The 18,577-nt window shown below is 56.4% G+C and carries 19 protein-coding genes; all 19 read left to right on the top strand.

The window, feature by feature from the left end; genetic code table 11:
• Positions 1-64: 64 nt before the first annotated feature.
• On the top strand, positions 65-916 hold the full coding sequence (locus MNU25_RS15640; protein WP_240985913.1) for a TIM barrel protein: 852 nt from the start codon (positions 65-67) through the stop codon (positions 914-916).
• On the top strand, positions 903-1,511 hold the full coding sequence (locus tag MNU25_RS15635) for a DUF3786 domain-containing protein (protein WP_306425041.1): 609 nt from the start codon (positions 903-905) through the stop codon (positions 1,509-1,511). The genes MNU25_RS15640 and MNU25_RS15635 overlap by 14 nt, the downstream gene beginning before the upstream one ends.
• Before the next feature lie 142 nt (positions 1,512-1,653).
• Positions 1,654-2,766 (top strand): non-homologous end joining protein Ku, encoded by a 1,113-nt coding sequence (gene ku / locus MNU25_RS15630; RefSeq protein ID WP_306425042.1) that lies wholly within the window; start codon positions 1,654-1,656, stop codon positions 2,764-2,766.
• Between the two features lie 4 nt (positions 2,767-2,770).
• Positions 2,771-3,676 carry an ATP-dependent DNA ligase gene (locus tag MNU25_RS15625; RefSeq protein ID WP_240985912.1) on the top strand — a complete coding sequence of 302 codons (906 nt, stop codon included), beginning with the start codon at positions 2,771-2,773 and terminating at the stop codon, positions 3,674-3,676.
• Positions 3,677-3,698: 22 nt separating this feature from the next.
• On the top strand, positions 3,699-4,574 hold the full coding sequence (gene ligD / locus MNU25_RS15620; RefSeq protein ID WP_240985911.1) for a non-homologous end-joining DNA ligase: 876 nt from the start codon (positions 3,699-3,701) through the stop codon (positions 4,572-4,574).
• A gap of 98 nt (positions 4,575-4,672) precedes the next feature.
• Positions 4,673-5,983 carry a DNA-processing protein DprA gene (gene dprA / locus MNU25_RS15615; RefSeq protein ID WP_240985910.1) on the top strand — a complete coding sequence of 437 codons (1,311 nt, stop codon included), beginning with the start codon at positions 4,673-4,675 and terminating at the stop codon, positions 5,981-5,983.
• Between the two features lie 74 nt (positions 5,984-6,057).
• A complete protein-coding gene (gene topA, locus MNU25_RS15610) occupies positions 6,058-8,160 on the top strand; it encodes a type I DNA topoisomerase (RefSeq protein WP_240985909.1) in 2,103 nt (700 codons plus the stop codon).
• 24 nt (positions 8,161-8,184) lie between these two features.
• Positions 8,185-9,519 carry a methylenetetrahydrofolate--tRNA-(uracil(54)-C(5))-methyltransferase (FADH(2)-oxidizing) TrmFO gene (gene trmFO, locus MNU25_RS15605; protein WP_240985908.1) on the top strand — a complete coding sequence of 445 codons (1,335 nt, stop codon included), beginning with the start codon at positions 8,185-8,187 and terminating at the stop codon, positions 9,517-9,519.
• Positions 9,506-10,399: a site-specific tyrosine recombinase/integron integrase gene (gene xerA / locus MNU25_RS15600; protein WP_240985907.1), complete on the top strand. Its 894-nt coding sequence runs from the start codon at positions 9,506-9,508 to the stop codon at positions 10,397-10,399. The genes trmFO and xerA overlap by 14 nt, the downstream gene beginning before the upstream one ends.
• A 215-nt stretch (positions 10,400-10,614) precedes the next feature.
• Complete coding sequence (gene hslV / locus MNU25_RS15595; RefSeq protein WP_277350692.1) at positions 10,615-11,145, top strand: ATP-dependent protease subunit HslV; 531 nt, start codon at positions 10,615-10,617, stop codon at positions 11,143-11,145.
• Between the two features lie 2 nt (positions 11,146-11,147).
• Entirely contained in the window at positions 11,148-12,527 is a 1,380-nt protein-coding gene (gene hslU, locus MNU25_RS15590) for an ATP-dependent protease ATPase subunit HslU (protein WP_240985905.1), read from the top strand.
• Between the two features lie 132 nt (positions 12,528-12,659).
• Positions 12,660-13,448: a GTP-sensing pleiotropic transcriptional regulator CodY gene (gene codY, locus MNU25_RS15585; RefSeq protein WP_240985904.1), complete on the top strand. Its 789-nt coding sequence runs from the start codon at positions 12,660-12,662 to the stop codon at positions 13,446-13,448.
• A 289-nt stretch (positions 13,449-13,737) separates the two neighbouring features.
• A complete protein-coding gene (gene rpsB, locus MNU25_RS15580; RefSeq protein WP_240985903.1) occupies positions 13,738-14,472 on the top strand; it encodes a 30S ribosomal protein S2 in 735 nt (244 codons plus the stop codon).
• Between the two features lie 118 nt (positions 14,473-14,590).
• A complete protein-coding gene (tsf, locus tag MNU25_RS15575) occupies positions 14,591-15,244 on the top strand; it encodes a translation elongation factor Ts (RefSeq protein WP_240985902.1) in 654 nt (217 codons plus the stop codon).
• Between the two features lie 122 nt (positions 15,245-15,366).
• The gene (gene pyrH, locus MNU25_RS15570) at positions 15,367-16,092 is read left to right on the top strand and encodes a UMP kinase (protein WP_240985901.1); all 726 of its coding nucleotides are present in this window, start codon (positions 15,367-15,369) and stop codon (positions 16,090-16,092) included.
• Positions 16,089-16,646: a ribosome recycling factor gene (gene frr / locus MNU25_RS15565; protein WP_240985900.1), complete on the top strand. Its 558-nt coding sequence runs from the start codon at positions 16,089-16,091 to the stop codon at positions 16,644-16,646. Before pyrH ends, frr begins: the two co-directional genes overlap by 4 nt.
• On the top strand, positions 16,643-16,867 hold the full coding sequence (locus MNU25_RS15560; protein ID WP_240985899.1) for a hypothetical protein: 225 nt from the start codon (positions 16,643-16,645) through the stop codon (positions 16,865-16,867). The genes frr and MNU25_RS15560 overlap by 4 nt, the downstream gene beginning before the upstream one ends.
• 138 nt (positions 16,868-17,005) lie before the next feature.
• Entirely contained in the window at positions 17,006-17,770 is a 765-nt protein-coding gene (locus tag MNU25_RS15555; protein ID WP_240985898.1) for an isoprenyl transferase, read from the top strand.
• Between the two features lie 14 nt (positions 17,771-17,784).
• Positions 17,785-18,573, top strand: a complete 789-nt coding sequence (locus MNU25_RS15550; protein WP_240985897.1) for a phosphatidate cytidylyltransferase — start codon at positions 17,785-17,787, stop codon at positions 18,571-18,573.
• The last annotated feature ends 4 nt before the right edge of the window (positions 18,574-18,577 follow it).

Raw genomic sequence — 18,577 nt, 5'->3', positions numbered from 1 at the left:
GCTGCTTAAAGATAGGCGCGGTCTGGTGCTCCGAAAGAATAGCGGTGCGGGGGGAGTGAGTCGCTTGCCACTATTATTTGGCACGGCGGGGGTACCGTTGTCGGCAACGGACCGTTCGAGCCAAGGAGGAATCCGGAAAATTCAGGAACTCGGTCTGGGCGCACTGGAGTTGGAATTCGTCCAGGGGGTGCGTATGGGTGAGGAGAAAGCTGGGCAAATCAAGCAACTGTCGGAAGACACAGGAATTCGCCTGAGCTGCCATGGGCCCTACTGGATCAATTTCAATTCGCGTGAAGCGGAGAAAGTCGCGGCGAGCCGGGAGCGTCTTCTTCATACGGCCCGAGTGGCTCGGATGGCCGGGATCGAGGCGGTTGTTTTTCACCCCGCTTTCTATCACGGGGATTCCCCGGAGATAGTGTTCAAACGGATTGTGCAAGAGCTGAGTTCGGTCAGGGAGGCATTGACGGCGGAAGGGAATTCAGTGCTGCTGCGGCCGGAAACTACGGGAAAACCGAGCCAGTATGGGGATCTGGAGGAGACTGTGCACCTGGCCCAAACGATTCCGGGCGTCTTGCCCTGCATCGATTTCAGCCATCTGCACGCCAGGTCAAACGGCAGGCTCAATAGTTATGACGAATTCAGCCGAATCTTGGACTTTACGGCGGAGGCACTCGGTGATTCTTGGGTCAAACGGGCCCACTTTCACATTTCCGGTATTGAGTACGGATTGAAAGGTGAGAAACGCCACCTTGTGCTCAGGAATTCGGATTTCAACTACCGGGAATTGATGCGGGCCTTGCGCGTCTTCGGAGTCGAGGGGCTGGCTATTTGTGAAAGTCCTAATCTGGAAGAGGATGCCTTGCAATTACAGGCTGCTTACCGGGATGCGGGAGGTGTGAGTCATGATGAATTATAATGCTGCCCTGGAGAGCGCCTTGGCTCAATTCGGAGCTGCCTCTTTGGAGCAAATCCGCAAGTATTCCGGTTATCCCGTGGCGGATAACCGGATAGAGGTGGATTTTTTGGGGTATAAGAGTGAAGTGGAACACCCGAGTGGAAGATTTTCCCCTGAGCCGACTCCTGAGGGGGACCTGCCCGTCTTTGCCCGGATCCTTATCTTGCATTATTTGAGCAGGAGCGGACCGGTGCAAGAGCAGGGCCGGCTGATTTCCTACAAGGAAATTCCGGGGGGGAGTATTTACATTCAACCTTTCAGCAACCGCGCTATCCGGCCGCTGGTTCAGGCCTTCGGCGAAAGGCCGCAAGCGCTGTCGGAGGTCGGACTCAGGTTGGGAGGGAGGGTCGCTGCCCACGGGGATGCGGCGGTAACCATTCCCGTGTTTCCGCATATCCCGGTCACCTTGGTTATTTGGGGCGGAGACGATGAATTTCCCCCCAACGGAAATATCCTTTTTGATGCCTCGGCTGCCCGGATTCTCCCTGCAGAAGATTACGCGGTGATGGCGGGTTTTGTCGCGGCCACTCTTCAGAAAATGTCCAAAGGCGGCTGAACGGCCGGCGGCGGGATCTGTTTTTACCGGGATCTGAATCTTACCGAGATCTGAATCTTACCGGGATCTGATCTTACCGGGATCTGTTTTTACATGGAAAAGAGATTCCCTGCTCACACTAAGGGGTGAGGAGGGAATTGATATGCACACGCTGTGGAAGGGCTCCATCAGCTTTGGTTTGGTCAACGTTCCGGTCAAAATGCAGGCGGCGACAGAGTCCAAAGAGTTTCAATTTCACTACCTGCACAATGCCTGTCAGGGGCGCATCCGCTATGTCAAACAGTGCCCGCGCTGCAAAACGGAGGTTGAGAACCGGGACCTGGTCAAAGGGTATGAATATGAAAAGGATCGCTATGTGATTCTGACGGACGAGGAATTGGCTTCCGTGCAGGAGCCGTCGGCCCGCTCCATTGATATTTTGGACTTTGTGGACTTGAAGGAGATCGATCCGGTTTATTACCAGAAGTCATATTACCTTTCTCCGGAGGATACGGCCGCCAAGGCTTACCGCCTGCTCTGCCTGGCCATGCTGGAAAGCGGGAAGGTGGCGCTGGCACATCTGACGCTGCGATCCAAGCAGTACCTGGCGTGTTTACGCGTTTTTGAAGAGGGCCTGGTTTTGGAGACGATGTTTTACGCGGATGAAATTCGGCGTATGGAGAGGCCGTGGCAGGAGATTCAGCCGACAGAAACCGAACTCATGCTGGCCAGGCAGTTGGTCGAACAGCTGGCGAAACCGTTTGAGCCCGGAAAATATCGGGACGGGATGCGGGATAAGCTGGCCGAGATGATCGAGCAGAAAGTGAAAGGAGAATCCTTGCGAGTACCAACCGCTCCCAGAGGGGGCCAGGTTCTGGATTTGATGGAAGCCCTCAGGGCCAGCATCGCCAGAGCCGAGGAGAAGAAAGACGGAGCGAGAGAAAGCGATGCCGAAGGAGCAGAGGAAAACGAAGAGCCGCCGGAGGATCGGTCTTTATCAAATCGAGAAGAGGCGAGCGTTAACCGGCAAGTAAACACGGATGTCAGCGGCAGGGCGGACGAAAGTGCGAAGGCGAGGGCGGACGCGAGCGAAAACGCGAACACCGAGGCGCCGGCAACGACGGGTGCGGCTGCGCGAGGTGCGCGGACAAAGGCGCCGGCAACGACGGGCACGGCTGCGGGCGGTGCGCGGACAAAGGAGCCGCCTGGCCCGGAAGAGCCCGTCCCCTCCGGACTGAAGCCGCGCAAGCGGGCAGTCAAAGCAAAGGGGGCTTGACGGCTTGGCGAAGGACGTTTTTCGGACGGTGCAGTTTCCGCTTCAACCCATGGAGCCACAATCGGTACCGAGCTTACCCGTGGGTAACTATCTTTACCAAGTGAAATGGGACGGGTTCCGTTGGCTGGCCTATCATGGGCCGGAGGGAATAGTCTTTCAGACCAAAAGCGGCCGGTCCGGCCAGGCGTGGTTTCCGGAACTCCCTGCCGGTCTGGGATGGCTGAAGCCGGGGAGCATTATTGACGGGGAGGTCGTTTGTCTGCAGGGGGGGAAGCCGGATTTTCCCTCCCTGCTTAAGCGTGTGCGCAGCGGTCTCGGGCAATTTCCCCAAACGTCCGGGCAGACGGTGGAGTACGTGATTTTTGACCTGTTATTTTGGCAGGGGGAAGATCTCCGTGCGCGGTCCCTGCAGGAACGGCTGGAATTTCTGACCGAGATTGCCCTCCCCGGGCCGCACACTCAAGTGATCGAAAGCTTCAGCGACGGGAATAAGCTTTGGTCGGCCACAGGGGAAATGGGCCTGGAGGGAATTGTGGCCAAAGAATACTCGAGTCCGTACCGCCCGGGCAAGGATCGGGCCTGGCAGAAAATTAAACACTGGCAAAAAGGTGAGTTTCTGGTAGGCGGGATTAAGCTAAAAGGGGAAACGATTAAGGCAGTATGCCTGGGGCGGCCGGTGGGAGAGGATTTTGTCTATGTCTGCAGTGTATCCGGCGGTTTGGAACGCCTGCAAGAGTCCTTGGGCAGGGAGCGCGTCGAGCAAGTGAAAGTAAGCCCGTTCACAGGGGAAGGCCCGGGCAGGGAGCGGGATACCGAGATGATCTGGCTGAGGCCTGAGTGGCGGGTCAAGGTGCGCTTTCTGGAATGGACCCCCGGAGGGAAGTTGCGTCATGCCCAAATCGAACCCTAGCAGACAGGAGGTTTCCGTCCGCGTGGCCGGGCAAACCTTAACCCTGACCAACCTGGAAAAGGTGTATTTCCCTGAATGTGGAATCAGTAAAGGGGAACTCATTCAGTATTACACGGAAATGGCCCCCTACATTCTGCCCCAAATTGCGAAAAGCCCGTTTACGATGGTGCGCTATCCCGAGGGGATCGGGGGTGCTTCCTTTTATCAGAAAGAGTGTCCGGCCCAGGCCCCGTCTTGGGTGGAGCGTTTTCGGGATCCTCATTCCCGGCAGGGCTTGACCTATGTCATCTGTGACCGGCTCGCGACCCTGATTTATCTCATTAATCTGGGCTGCGTTGAAATTCACGCCTGGGCTTCTACGAGGGAGCGCCCGGATTACCCGGAGTGGGCGGTGTTTGACTTGGATCCCGACCCGCCCTCCGGCAGCTTAGAGGCTCTGCGAGTGGCCCGCTGGCTGGGGGAGATCTTGCTGGAGCTAAAGCTGAAGTTTCTCGTCAAGACCTCCGGTGCCGCGGGCATCCACATTCTTCTTCCTCTTGCTCCGCACTACACTTACGCGGAAGTCCAGAGGGGCATACAGGGTGTATGCCGTTTTCTGGCCGGGCAACGTCCGGCGGACTGTACGCTGGAGCGCAGCGTGAAGAAGCGGGAAGGAAAAGTCTATCTGGATTATCTGCAAAACGGGCGGGGCCGGACGATGGCGGGAACCTACAGTGTGCGTCCGACGCCTTTGGCTACGGTGTCCGCGCCTCTTTGCTGGGAGGAAGTCATAACGGGCGTGCGCACGGAGGATTTCACTCTGCGCAACATGAAAGAGAGGATGGCGCAGGTAGGAGATTTGAGTCAGGTTATGGAAGATAAGAGTGACTTCAGTCTCTTGCTACATTATTTTACCTAAGGATTGCCATTTCGACAGGATATGAAGCAGGAAAAGGTCCCCGCAAAAGAGAAGTGAGAAGACCGAAGCCGGGAAGGGCTGAAAAGGTGGGGGGCCTTATGGAGAATCTAGAGAGAGAAAAAAGGTTCAGGGCGGCGCTGCGGGCGGTCCCCGGTTTGGGCAGCCGGCGGCTGAGACAGCTGATTGCCGTCTTTGGCAGTGCGGAGGCGGCTTGGCAGGCGCCTGCCCGGGCCTTCACGGACTGGAAGGCCGCTTGGGTCAGTGAGATGCTGGATTTAAGAAAAAAGATCTTACCCGAACGGGTGGCGGAGGAACTGGACCGGGCCGGGATCCGGCTGGTCGCGCCCGCGGAGAGGAGTTACCCGAAACTTCTGGCCGAACTGGCGGATGCCCCGCCCCTCCTCTATTTCAAAGGACATTTGTCCGAAGGACAGGAGGGTTTAGCCATCGTGGGCTCGCGGCGCGGGACTCCTTACGGTAAAGCCGCCGCCGAATTTTTGGCGCGCAAAGTGGCGGAACGCGGGATCGTCATTGTCAGCGGTCTGGCGAGGGGAATTGATACCTCTGCTCACAAAGGGGCCCTGGCCGCCGACGGTGTGACCTGGGCTTTTTTGGGGAATGGCCTGGATACGATCTACCCGCCGGAAAACCGGAAACTGGCGGAAGCGGTCCTGGAAAAAGGGGCCCTCGTCAGTGAGTTTACCCCGGGAACCCCTCCCGACGGCGGGCATTTTCCCGCCCGCAACCGCCTTATCAGCGGCGCCTGCAGGGGGGTCGTAGTGATTGAAGCGGCGGCCAAAAGCGGGGCCCTTATAACGGCGGATTTTGCCTTGGAACAGGGACGGGAGGTTTTCGCTCTTCCCGGTCCCATTTTCAGTGAAATGAGCAAAGGGACGAATCATTTGCTGAGACAAGGGGCAAGAATAGTAGATGAAGTCGACGATATCTGGGCGGAAATCCCCGTTTGGCAAAAAGGCGGGGGGGCCGGCAGGGAACCCGGGCGCGGGCCGCAGTTCGCTGCCCGGCGGGAAGCCGCCTGTTGCGGCTCAGCCCCCGGGAAGTCAGCGGCGAACCGGCAGAGTGCACTCGTTCAGCTAGAGTTGAACATCGATGAACCCGGAGATGCCAAGGGCAGAGGGGCTCCGCATGTCTCAGCCGCCGGGAGGGAAGAAGGCAGGGGTGCTCTTGGCCGGGGCTGCTCTAAGGGGCGCGGTCCTGGTGGGGCTGTCGACCCTGCTCAGGCAGAAATCCTGGAGCAGATGAGTGATTTGCCCATTCACATTGACCAACTGGCCTGCAGGGTGAAGATGGCGGTGCAGGAACTGCCGCTCCTCCTCTTGGAGCTTCAGCTGGCGGGGGTTATCGAGCAGCTTCCGGGACAGCTTTACGTTCTGGCCCGGAAAATCTAGACAGCCGGACAAAAAGACGTTAAGATAATGCTTAGTCAAAAAAGAATGCAAGCAAAAGGATTTTGAGGTGAAGCATGTCCAAGACTTTGGTCATTGTTGAGTCTCCCGCCAAAGCAAAGTCCATCGGCAAATTCCTGGGAAGCCGTTATACCGTTAAAGCATCGATGGGCCATCTGCGTGATCTTCCCAAGAGTCAGCTCGGAGTAGACATCGAGCATGGCTTCGCGCCGAAGTACATTGCGATTCGCGGCAAGGGAGGACTCATTAAAGAATTGCGAACCGCGGCCAAAAATGCCGACCGAGTGCTTCTGGCCTCCGACCCGGACCGGGAAGGCGAAGCCATCGCCTGGCATCTGGGGCACCTTTTGGGGCTCAATTTGGATGAAAAATGCCGCATTGAGTTTCACGAAATCACGAAACAGGCGATTCAGACGTCTTTGAAACATGTGCGGGCGATTGACCTGCATAAAGTGGAAGCCCAACAGGCGCGTCGGGTGCTTGACCGCCTGGTCGGCTATCAGCTGAGTCCGTTGCTCTGGAGAAAAGTGAAAAAGGGGCTTAGTGCCGGCCGGGTTCAATCAGTGGCGGTGCGTTTAGTGGGTGATCGGGAAGAGGATATCCGCGCTTTCGTTCCGGAGGAGTATTGGACTTTGACCGCCTTTTTAGAGGCTAAGGGCGGGACTTTTTCCGCTAAACTGATCAAGAAGTCCGGCGAAAAACTCGAAATCAAGTCCAAAGAAGAGATGGACGCGGTCCTGGCGGAGTTGAAAGCTCTTTTCTTTCAGGTGACGGACGTACGCAAGAGGGAGAAGAAGAAGCAGCCGGCGCCTCCGTTTACGACCAGCAGCCTGCAGCAGGAAGCGTACCGCAAACTGAATTTCTCCCCTAAGAAGACGATGTTGATCGCCCAGCAGCTGTATGAGGGAATCGAATTGGGGGCCCAAGGGAGTGACGGGCTCATCACTTATATGAGGACGGATTCCGTGCGCATTGCGGAGGCGGCTCAGGAGGAAGCGAAAGCCTATATCCTGGCCGAACACGGGTCGGAGTACTATCCACCGGAAGCCCGCCGGTTTGTGACTAAAGGGCGGGCTCAGGAAGCGCATGAAGCCATTCGCCCCACCTCCGTGCTGAGAACGCCTGAACAAATGAAGGAATTTTTGAGCAGGGATCAACTGCGCCTCTACCGTTTGGTCTGGGAACGTTTCCTGGCCAGCCAGATGAGTGCGGCTCTGTTGGATACTTTGACGGTCGATGTAGCGGCAGGCAGCTATCTTTTTCGAGCCAATACCTCGACAGTGCGTTTTCCAGGCTACTTGGCGGTTTATCAGGAAAGCCGGGATGAAGAAGATAAAACTGACGAAGACGAGGGCGCCCTGGCGGTTCCGGTCGTGTCGGGGGAAACGGTCGCCTTGGCTCGTTTGGAGGAAAAGCAGCATTTTACCGAACCGCCCCCGCGCTACACGGAAGCGACTTTGGTGCGGAAAATGGAGGAAGAGGGCATCGGGCGGCCGAGTACGTATGCTCCCACGATCGAGACGATTCAGACCCGCGGTTATGTCGTGAAGGAAGGGAAACACCTTTCCCCCACGGAATTGGGCGAGATCGTGCTCAATCTTCTGAAAGAGTTTTTCACGGACATCGTCAACATCGAATTTACCGCCAAGTTTGAAGAACAGCTGGATGATGTTGAAGAAGGAGAAGTCTCTTGGCGGCAAGTGATCGATGCTTTCTACGCCCCATTTGCCCGGACCCTGGAGGAAGCGGAGGAAAAAATCGGCAAAGTCCAACTCGAAGAACAGGTGACCGATGAAGTTTGTGAACACTGCGGCCGCAGAATGGTCGTACGCATGGGGCGTTACGGCAAATTTCTCGCTTGTCCGGGGTTCCCGGAGTGCAAGAACACGAAAGCCCTCTTAGAAGAGACCGGAGCCCACTGTCCGCGCTGTGGGAAAGCGCTGGTGGTCCGGCGTTCGAAAAAAGGGCGTAAATTTTACGGGTGCAGCGGCTACCCGGACTGCGATTTTGTGACTTGGGACCTGCCGGCGCCGGAACCCTGTCCGGAATGCGGCCAACTCATGGTCGTTAAGACTTCCCGGCGTCAGAAGCGCTATGTCTGCACAAATCCGGAGTGCCGTTATGCCAAGGTCGTGCAGGAAATGGAAAATGCCAATTGACTTGGAGAATTGGGAGAGCAGGGTATGCAAGTTGAGATCATCGGGGGAGGGCTGGCCGGTTCTGAGGCGGCCTGGCAGTTGGCACGGCACGGGGTGGAGGTCGTCATCTATGAAATGCGCCCGCTCCGGCAGACCCCCGCTCACCATACCGGGGATCTGGCCGAGCTGGTTTGCAGCAATTCTTTACGGGCTGCGGGACTGGAGAATGCAGCCGGCCTCCTGAAAGAGGAAATGCGCCGTTTAGATTCGTTAATCATGCGGGCGGCCGATAAGCACCGGGTCCCGGCGGGAGGAGCTTTGGCAGTGGACCGCGAGGGCTTTGCCCGGGAAGTGACGGCTGGGTTGCAAGGACAGCCGCGGGTCAGGATCGTACGCCGGGAGATCGCGAAAATACCGGCGGCAGGTGTGGTTGTGGTGGCCAGCGGTCCGCTGACTGCCGGTCCTTTGGCCGAGGATATCGCCCGTATCACCGGCGAAAATGCGCTGTCTTTTTTCGACGCGGCGGCACCCATCGTAACTTTGGAGTCGATTGATTTTGATAAGGCTTTTTGGGCCTCCCGCTATGACAAAGGAGAGGCGGATTATGTCAACTGTCCCCTGGACAAGTCGGACTATGAGCGCTTTTGCCGGGAATTGGTCGGGGCGGAGACGGCGATTGTACCGGGTTTTGAACAGGGCAGGGTGTTTGAAGGTTGTATGCCCGTGGAAGTGATGGCTGCCCGGGGCCCTCAGACCTTGGCTTTCGGTCCGTTGAAGCCGGTCGGTTTGATCGACCCGCACACAGGACGGCAGCCTTTTGCCGTGGTTCAGCTGCGCAAAGAAAACCTGGCCGGGACATTATTTAATCTGGTCGGTTTTCAAACCCATTTGAAATGGCCGGAACAAAAGCGGGTGTTCCGTTTGATCCCGGGACTGGAGCAGGCGGAATTTGTGCGCTATGGGGTGATGCATCGCAATACGTTTCTCAACGCCCCCAAGGTTCTGAGGGCGGACTTCAGCCTGCGCCGGGACGAGCGGATTTTCTTCGCCGGGCAGATGACCGGGGTGGAAGGGTATATCGAATCAGCGGCCAGCGGGCTCACAGCAGGGTTAAACGCCTGGCGCCGTTTGGCTGGACAACCGACCCTGACTTTTCCGGCCGAAACGGCCTTGGGCGGATTGGCCCGGCATTTAGAGGGCTCCCCCAGTCAGGACTTTCAGCCGATGAACGTCAATTTCGGTTTGCTGCCGCCCTTGCCGGAACGAATCAAAGGGAAACGAGAAAAAAACGCCAGGCTCTCCGCCCGCGCTTTGGAGGCGTTAAATGTTTTTTTGGCGGAGAGCGGTCTGAGGGCAGGTGAGCGGGATGACCTGGGATGAGGCTCTGTCGCTTTTTTACGGGCAGCAGGTTTCTTTGAACCGCGCCGGCCGGACCATCGCCGCTTACCAGACCGATTTGAACCAGTTTCTTTCCTTTGCGGCTGACCGTCTGGGGGTTGAGCCGGAAGAACTTGAGGTCGCGCGGGTGGACCTCAGGACGATCAGGGCCTTCTTCGGGCTGCTGGCCGAGAAGGGGCTGGCCCGGAAAAGCATCGCCCGCAAATTGGCGGCTTTGCGTACGTTCTTTAAGTTTCTTTGCCGCGAAGGGATCGTCACGGTTAATCCGGTCAGAAGAGTGGCCAGTCCGAAATTAGGACGGAAATTGCCGGATTTTCTCTATGCGGAGCAAGTGGAAAAACTAATGCGCTCGCCGGTGCAAGACACGGTGCTGGGGCTCAGGAATCAGGTTCTTTTGGAGATGTTATACGGTTCCGGGCTGAGAGTCAGTGAGTTAGTGGGCTTGGACCGGCAGGATGTGGATTGTGAAGCGGGCCTGGTCCGGGTGAAGGGGAAAGGAAGCAAAGAAAGGGTTATCCCTATGACCGCTCCTTGCCGGGGGGCGGTCAACCGTTATACCTCGGCCCGCCATGACCGGGAGGAGGCGCTTCTGCTCAACAACCGGGGCGCCAGATTATCTGCCCGCTCGGTGCGGCGGATTCTCGACAACCTGGTGGAGAAGGCCGCTCTGGAATGCCATGTTCACCCGCATATGCTCAGGCATACCTTCGCCACCCACCTGCTGGACGGGGGCGCCGACCTGAGAAGTGTCCAGGAACTTCTGGGGCACGAGAAATTATCTTCAACTCAGATCTACACGCACTTGACCAGAGAACGTTTAAAAGAGGTCTACAGGGGTACCCATCCCAGAGCCAAGGCCTAGCCGGTGTCGGCGGACGGTGCTGTACGGTGAGCCGGCGTGAACGCGCCGCAGTGCGGAGACTCCTTACTCTGATTTTGGGGACGGTTTCCGCCGGATTTTGGGGCGCTATGTTAAAACTCTGTGAAATTTTCGCAAAAAGACGTTAATTGACTACAATTACTCTTGACTCAGGGCGGATTTCCAAGTAAACTTGTGCGTTGTAAGGAGGATTGCCGGTGTTTCATGCCACGACGATTGTAGCGGTGAAAAAAGGTGAGCAGGTGGCGATGGCGGGGGACGGCCAGGTCACATTCGGCCAGGCCACAGTGATGAAGCATGGGGCCCGCAAGGTGCGGCGCTTGTTTCACGGTCAGGTGATTGCGGGATTTGCCGGTTCTGTGGCTGATGCGTTCACGCTTTTCGAAAAGTTCGAGCAAAAGCTGGAAGAATACCACGGGAACTTGCAACGCAGTGCTGTGGAATTGGCCAAGGAGTGGCGCACGGATAAAATGCTGAAGAATTTGGAGGCCCTGCTCCTGGTTGCCGACCGCCAAAACCTGCTGCTCATATCCGGTTCGGGAGAAGTGATTGAACCGGATGACGGAATCATGGCCATTGGTTCCGGCGGAAACTATGCTCTGGCCGCTGCCCGGGCCCTGGCCAAGCATACGGATTTGCCGGCGGGAAAGCTGGTGACGGAAGCGATGCAAATCGCCGCGTCCATTTGTGTTTATACCAATGACCGGATAACGATGGAGGAACTCTAAGAATGGAACAGTTAACACCCCGGGAGATTGTTAAAGAGCTTGATCGGTATATTGTCGGTCAAAAACAAGCCAAACGGGCCGTGGCTATCGCCCTGCGCAATCGTTACCGCCGCCAGAAGCTGACGGAAGAGCTGAGGGACGAGATTCTGCCGAAGAACATCCTCATGATTGGGCCGACAGGGGTAGGCAAGACGGAGATAGCGCGGCGCTTGGCCAAGCTCGTGCGGGCGCCGTTCATTAAGGTTGAAGCGACCAAATTTACGGAAGTGGGTTATGTCGGCCGGGATGTGGAGTCGATCGTCCGGGACTTAGCGGAGAGCTCGCTGCGCATGGTCAAGGCCGAGCGCATGGGCCAAGTGGAGGCCCAGGCGGCCGTGAATGCCGAGAAGCGCCTGACCGCCTTGCTGGTCCCCGGCAAGCAGAGCGAAAACACGAACTTCAATCCTTTTCAGGCTTTATTCGGAGGGCAGAATCCACCTCAGGAAGAGGCCAAACCTTCGGCGGAAGTTGAAAGAGGACGGGAACGGGCTGCCGAACAATTGCGCCGGGGAGAGCTCGAAGAGCGCGAAATCGAGATCGAAGTGGAAGAAAGCACACCCCTTACAGACATGTTGGGCGGGAGCGGCCTGGAGATAGGGATCAACCTCCAGGATATGATGGCCGGTATGCTGCCCAAGAAACGGAAGAAACGGAAAGTGACGGTGCGGGAGGCACGCAAAATTCTGATCCAGGAAGAGGCCCAAAACCTGATCGATCAGGATGCCGCGGTGCAGGAGGCCATCCGGCGGGCCGAACAGGAAGGGATCGTCTTCCTGGACGAGATCGATAAGATTGCCGGGCGGGAAGCCTCCGGCCCCGACGTTTCCCGCGGAGGAGTGCAGCGGGATATTTTACCCATCGTCGAAGGGTCCACGGTCAACACGAAATACGGGCCGGTGAAGACGGACCATATGCTTTTTATTGCGGCCGGGGCTTTTCATGTCAGCAAACCCTCGGACTTGATTCCGGAGTTGCAGGGACGGTTCCCCATCCGGGTGGAACTGGAGTCGCTGAGTGTTGAGGATTTCAGGCGCATCCTGACTGAGCCACAATCATCCCTGATTAAGCAGTACGCCGCCTTATTGGAAACGGAAGGAATAAGGGTTGAATTTAGCGAGAATGCTATAGAGGAAATAGCGGGGGTGGCCTTTCAGGTGAATTCCAGCACTGAAAATATCGGAGCTCGCCGCCTGCATACTATCGTGGAGAAAGTTTTAGAGGAATTGTCTTTTGAAGCGTCCGAGCTTCCGGAAGATTATACGGTCACGGTTAACCGGGAGTATGTTCAGCACCGGCTGGGCGATGTCGCCCGCAACCAAGATCTTTCCCGCTACATCTTGTAAAGTGATTTTCATTTCAAAAGGACAGTCCCCGGGAAGCGGAATGTTTGGTTCCGAGGGGGCCTTCTCCGGAAAACGGAACAGTCCAATTCTTGAAGGAACTTTTGTTGGGAACGAAAAAAGGAGGAAATTTCCGTGCGAACCTTGTTAGAAAAAACCAGGACTATAAATAGGCTTATACAGCGGGCTGCCGGCCATCCGGTCGATTTTGAGGAGATGGCCAAGGTGTTGAGGCAGGCTGTCGAGGCAAATTGTTACATCGTAGGCAGGCGGGGCAAAATCCTCGGTTACAGTTTTATGCAGGATTTCGCCTGCGGAACTATGGAAGATATTGTCGTCCATTCGGAACGGTTTCCCGAGGTCTATAATGAAGGATTGATGAAGATCACGGAAACTACGGCCAATTCGACTCAGGTGGCCAACGGTTGTGTCTTCAATTATAAGGAACGCTGCCAATTCAGCAATAAGATCACGACAGTCGTTCCGATCATGGGCGGCGGCGAACGGGTGGGCACTTTAGTGCTCGCCAAGTTTGACCAGGAGTTTACGGACGGGGATTTGGTCTTGGCCGAATACGGCGCGACCGTGGTGGGTATGGAGATCCTAAGGGTCAAGGCGGAACGGGCCGAAGAAGAAGCACGTAAAAAAGCGGCGGTGCAAATTGCCGTGGGTACGCTTTCCTATTCCGAACTGGAAGCGGTGGAGCACATCTTTGCCGAATTAGGAGGCGGGGACGGTTTGCTGGTGGCGAGCAAAATTGCCGACCGGGTGGGGATCACGAGGTCGGTCATCGTCAACGCCCTGCGCAAGTTTGAATCAGCCGGGGTAATCGAGTCCAAATCCTTAGGCATGAAAGGGACTTACATCCGGGTATTGAACGATTATCTGCTCGACGAACTGGAGAAGTATACCAAGCGCGGCTAGGGCGGAGATCCGAACCTTTTCGTGACTATTCAGGGGCAGACTCCCATGCCGCAAAAGTGCAGCCGACAGAGCAGGAAAATAGCTGCCGGACGGGCAAGCGCATACGGATCCCGTCCGAGTTGCTTGAAGAACCCGCCTGCATGTTGCATTGCGGGGTAGGGTGTGATATTCTATTCGCAGTGTGACATAACGACACACGCAGAGGGATTGGGGTGCCGGTCCTCGGGTTTCCGGGGGGCGCCTCGGGATGAACCTGCGGAGGAAAAACAAAGAGAGGAGGTGCAACACAATGGCTGTTATTTCCATGAAACAATTACTGGAAGCCGGTGTTCACTTCGGTCATCAAACGCGTCGCTGGAACCCTAAGATGGCACGCTACATCTTCACGGAGCGCAATGGTATTTATATCATTGATCTGCAGAAGACAGTCAAGAAGGTGGACGAAGCTTATAATTTCGTCCGCGATTTGGCGGCCGAGGGCGGGACTATGCTTTTTGTCGGGACCAAGAAACAGGCACAGGAGTCCGTACGTGAGGAAGCCGAGCGTTGCGGCATGTACTATGTCAACGAGAGATGGCTGGGAGGCATGCTTACCAACTTCCAGACCATTCAAAAGCGGGTTGAGCGTCTGCACGCCCTGGAGCGCATGGAGTCGGAGGGGGTCTTCGATGTCCTGCCGAAGAAAGAAGTGGCCAACCTGCGCCACGAGATGGGCAAGCTGGAACGTTTCCTGGGTGGAATTAAGAACATGAAAAAACTGCCCAGCGCCCTTTTCGTGATCGACCCGCGCAAAGAAAGGATTGCGGTCGCCGAGGCACGCCGGTTGGACATTCCGATCGTGGGGATCGTGGATACGAATTGCGATCCGGATGAGATCGACGTGATTATCCCGGCCAATGACGACGCCATCCGGGCCGTGAAATTGCTCACTTCGAAAATGGCTGACGCAATTCTCGAAGGACAGCAGGGCAGCTTGGATGAAGCGGAGGAAGCGTCCGAGAATACAGAAGCGGCTGCCGAGTGATGTTCGGGTAAAAGCGGGCAGGGTGAAGAGGGGACGGTTTTCGTATTGCCCCTGCCATCCTGCCTTTTTCATGAGGTAAAGAGAACTGGGGCAAAAAGAACGGTCTGGAGGTTTGAATATGTCTGTGATCAGTGCGGGTATGGTGAAAGAGCTTCGGGAAAGAACCGGGGCCGGTATGATGGATTGCAAAAGAGCCCTCTCGGAATGCGCGGGGGATATGGACAAGGCTATCGATTATTTGCGGGTGAAAGGCCTGGCTGCCGCTGCCAAAAAGGAAGGCAGGATTGCAGCCGAAGGTTTGGTGGAGTCATATATTCACGGAGGGGGCAGGATCGGCGTCTTGGTGGAGGTTAACTGTGAGACGGATTTTGTGGCCCGGGGGGAGGAATTTCGCTCCTTTGTCCGGGATGTCGCTATGCAGATCGCGGCGGCAAATCCGCAATACGTCAGCAGGGAAGATGTTCCCGCGGAGGTCCTGCAGCACAACAAAGATATTTTCAGGGCTCAGGCCTTGAATGAAGGGAAACCGGAGAAAATTATCGAAAAGATGGTGGAAGGACGAATCGAGAAATTCTATAAAGAAATTTGCCTGCTGGAGCAGCCTTTCATCAAAGATCCCGACGTGACGGTCAAGGATCTGGTGCTGGAAAAGACCTCGAAGATAGGGGAGCGCGTCGTGATTCGCCGTTTCAGTCGTTATGAACTGGGTGAGGGACTGGCCAAGCGTCAAGATGATTTTGCCTCTGAAGTCATGAAAGAAATGAATCGCTGAGTCTCATTCTTCAGAGAACACCAGGGTGTTCTCTTTTTCCTTAACAGGTCCGGTATGTTTCTTGGCGGGCCGAAGAGGACTTTTCCGATTGGATGTAGAAATAATTTATATGGAGGTATCCGATGGACGAAGTGCGTTACCGCCGGATTGTCCTGAAACTGAGCGGGGAGGCTCTGGCCGGCAGCCAAGGTTTTGGCATTGCCCATGATATGCTGGTCTCCGTGGCCGAACAGGTGACTGAAGTCCGCCAAATGGGAGTCGACGTGGCTTTGGTGGTCGGAGGGGGAAATATCTGGCGGGGAATTGCCGGCAGCTCCCAGGGAATGGAAAGGGCAACAGCCGACTATATGGGAATGTTGGCCACGGTGATGAACGCCCTGGCGCTTCAGGATGCCCTGGAAAAAGCCGGTGCCGATACCCGAGTCCTGTCTGCCATTGAAATGCGGCAGGTCGCGGAGCCCTATATCCGCCGGCGGGCGATTCGTCACATGGAAAAAGGGCGGGTCGTGATTTTTGCGGCCGGTACGGGGAATCCTTACTTTTCCACTGATACGACGGCAGCTTTACGGGCCGCGGAGATTGAGGCAGAGGTCATCCTGATGGCCAAACAGGTCGACGGTGTCTACGATTCCGATCCGCTGAAAAACCCGCGGGCCAAACGCTTTGAGCACCTGTCGTATTTGGATGTTCTGAGTCAAGGACTTGGGGTCATGGATTCTACGGCGACATCCCTGTGTATGGACAATCACATACCGATGATTGTCTTTAACCTGACCGAAAAAGGCAATATTAGGAAAGTCATAATCGGTCAGCCGATTGGGACCTATGTGGGGAGGGACAACGAATGATTGAAGATGTACTCAAGGATTCGGAAGAGAGAATGCGCAAAGGGGTGGAGGCCTTGCGCAGGGAGTATGGGAGTGTGCGCGCCGGGCGGGCCAATCCGGCCCTTTTGGACAGAGTGATGGTCGATTATTACGGTACGCCCACCCCGGTTAAACAGTTGGCTAATCTTTCGGTTCCCGAGTCCAGGGTATTAGCCATTCAGCCCTGGGACAAAACCACGCTTCCGTCGATTGAAAAGGCGATCTTGAAATCCGATCTCGGTCTGAATCCTTCGAGTGACGGCGTGGTTATCCGTCTCATTATCCCTCAGCTTACGGCTGAAAAACGCAGCGAAATCGTCAAGAGTTTGAAGAAAAAGGCTGAAGAGTCCCGCGTAGCCGTGCGCAACGTGCGTAGGGATGCCAACGACCATATGAAGAAGTTGGAGAAGGATCATAAAGCTACGGAAGACGAGCTGAAGAGGGCCCAGGACGACTTGCAGAAAATGACGGATAAGTTTGTCAAAGAGATTGACCACATTCTGGATTTGAAAGAAAAAGAGATCCTGGAAGTATGAACGAGGAGCGCTGGCTGGCGTGTCTTTGGGATGAGGTAAAGGCGGAGCTGGAAAGCCTGGGACTGGAGTACACGGTGCAGCGGACCGGGCCCCGGGGACGGATTTTGCCCGCCGGGGCGGTTAGGGTTGTTCGGGTGCGCAGGAAACAGGGGCTGGAGTTTGTCGTGGCCCGCACTGCCGAAGACAGGGCAGAAGACGGTGCGCCCGGTTTTGCGGATTGACGGACTCCTTTGGCGCCTGCCGGGGGGGTTCGAGACTTTAGGCTAAGAGATACGGACGAGGGCGAGCCGGCACGCGGGCGGCAGGCCGGGCCGACGGCGGCGGGTAATATTGCAAGAACAGGGTTTGGGGGTGGCGGAATGTGGTCTGGTCCCTGGAAACGAAATAAAGAAGTGAGCTCAGCCCAAATAGACCGCGGACGCATACCCCGCCACATCGCCATTATTATGGATGGCAACGGGCGCTGGGCGATCCGGAGGGGACTCCCCAGATCACTCGGACACAAAGCAGGAGTGGAGGCCTTGCGGGGAGTCGTGAAAGCCTGCTCCGGCCTGGGAGTTGAATACTTGACGGTTTACGCCTTTTCGACTGAGAATTGGCGGCGCCCAAAGGAAGAAGTCGGGATTCTCATGAATTTGTTAACAGAGTATTTGAGGCGGGAACTACGGGAACTCGATGAAAACGATGTCGTGATCCGGGCTGTGGGACAGATTGAGCATTTGCCGGCGGAAGCGCGGACAGAGCTGGCGCGGGCCTTTGAACAGACAAAAAGTAATCGCGGGTTGGTGCTGAATCTGGCCTTAAACTATGGGGGACGGGCCGAACTGGTGGGGGCGGTGCAAGGTATCTGCAGGGATGTGCAGGGAGGCCGCCTTAAGCCCGCTGAAATTGACGAAAATGTAGTTGATCGCTACTTGTATACGGCCGGAATACCGGATCCGGACTTGCTCATTCGTACTTCGGGGGAGATGCGGCTGAGCAACTTCTTATTGTGGCAGTGTGCTTATACGGAGATGGTCGTTGTCCGGGATTATTGGCCGGACTTTGACGAAGAAGCCCTTCTGCAGGCCATCCGAGCTTATCAGCGGCGTAACCGCCGCTTCGGCGGACTGGCGAACGAGTGAACGAGAGGTGACCCATGGGAAGACGTACAGTCAGCGCCGTGATTGGGGCTGCGCTCCTTTTAGGACTAACCTATCTTGGGGGGGCTTATACGCTCGTTTTGGCGCTCACCATCAGCCTCTTTGCTTTACACGAGTTTATGCGCATCGGAGAGCGTTTGGGCCACCGGGCTTGGTTCAAGGCGGATGCGCTGGAAGTCATGCTTTGGTTGCTGGGGGTGTTCCTGTACGGCAGGGCTGGCCTGGGACCCGGGTTCGTATTCTCTTTGCTGGTGGCCGGGGGGAGATTCGCTCTTAACTACCCGAAAACAAACCTGGCGGAGGCCCTTTACAATTTGCTGGCGGTGACGTACACGGCGGGGCTTATGTCCTATCTTTTACTCCTGCGGGGTCTCCCGGAACCATGGGGGATAAAGTGGACATTTGTCACTTTCTTTCTGGTCTGGGCGAGCGACACGGGCGCATACCTTATAGGGAAAGTGCTTGGACGGCATCCTCTGGCCCCGGCCGTGAGCCCGAACAAAACAGTTGAAGGCTCAGTCGGGGGGCTTTTGTTCAGCTTGGGAGCCGGCTTCGCTTTGAGACCTTGGCTGGCGGGGGTGCCGGCGGGTTTTCTCTTAGGGCTGGCGCTCTCGGTGGGTATCGGCGCCCAGATAGGCGACCTTTTCGAGTCGGCCCTCAAACGGGCTGCCGGCGTCAAGGACTCCGGCCGAACGATTCCCGGCCACGGGGGTTTTCTCGATCGCTTTGACAGTTTTGTATTTGTCTTGCCTCTGGTGTATTATTTGGTTAGTTGCCTGCAGTAAGGGG

This window comes from Acididesulfobacillus acetoxydans (genome assembly GCF_902729405.1).
Classification (GTDB): Bacteria; Bacillota; Desulfitobacteriia; order Desulfitobacteriales; family Desulfitobacteriaceae; genus Acididesulfobacillus; species Acididesulfobacillus acetoxydans.
Note: the sequence above shows the minus strand (reverse complement) of the source record. Positions and strands in the feature narration are given on the sequence as shown.

Excerpts from the sequence above, each read along its gene's own strand:
- rpsB (WP_240985903.1), top strand. The coding sequence starts at position 13,738 with ATGGCTGTTATTTCCATGAAACAATTACTGGAAGCCGGTGTTCACTTC.
- MNU25_RS15555 (WP_240985898.1), top strand. The coding sequence starts at position 17,006 with ATGTGGTCTGGTCCCTGGAAACGAAATAAAGAAGTGAGCTCAGCCCAA.
- MNU25_RS15560 (WP_240985899.1), top strand. The coding sequence starts at position 16,643 with ATGAACGAGGAGCGCTGGCTGGCGTGTCTTTGGGATGAGGTAAAGGCG.
- pyrH (WP_240985901.1), top strand. The coding sequence starts at position 15,367 with ATGGACGAAGTGCGTTACCGCCGGATTGTCCTGAAACTGAGCGGGGAG.
- trmFO (WP_240985908.1), top strand. The coding sequence starts at position 8,185 with ATGCAAGTTGAGATCATCGGGGGAGGGCTGGCCGGTTCTGAGGCGGCC.
- dprA (WP_240985910.1), top strand. The coding sequence starts at position 4,673 with ATGGAGAATCTAGAGAGAGAAAAAAGGTTCAGGGCGGCGCTGCGGGCG.
- MNU25_RS15550 (WP_240985897.1), top strand. The coding sequence starts at position 17,785 with ATGGGAAGACGTACAGTCAGCGCCGTGATTGGGGCTGCGCTCCTTTTA.
- xerA (WP_240985907.1), top strand. The coding sequence starts at position 9,506 with ATGACCTGGGATGAGGCTCTGTCGCTTTTTTACGGGCAGCAGGTTTCT.
- frr (WP_240985900.1), top strand. The coding sequence starts at position 16,089 with ATGATTGAAGATGTACTCAAGGATTCGGAAGAGAGAATGCGCAAAGGG.
- tsf (WP_240985902.1), top strand. The coding sequence starts at position 14,591 with ATGTCTGTGATCAGTGCGGGTATGGTGAAAGAGCTTCGGGAAAGAACC.
- MNU25_RS15635 (WP_306425041.1), top strand. The coding sequence starts at position 903 with ATGATGAATTATAATGCTGCCCTGGAGAGCGCCTTGGCTCAATTCGGA.
- ku (WP_306425042.1), top strand. The coding sequence starts at position 1,654 with ATGCACACGCTGTGGAAGGGCTCCATCAGCTTTGGTTTGGTCAACGTT.
- topA (WP_240985909.1), top strand. The coding sequence starts at position 6,058 with ATGTCCAAGACTTTGGTCATTGTTGAGTCTCCCGCCAAAGCAAAGTCC.
- hslU (WP_240985905.1), top strand. The coding sequence starts at position 11,148 with ATGGAACAGTTAACACCCCGGGAGATTGTTAAAGAGCTTGATCGGTAT.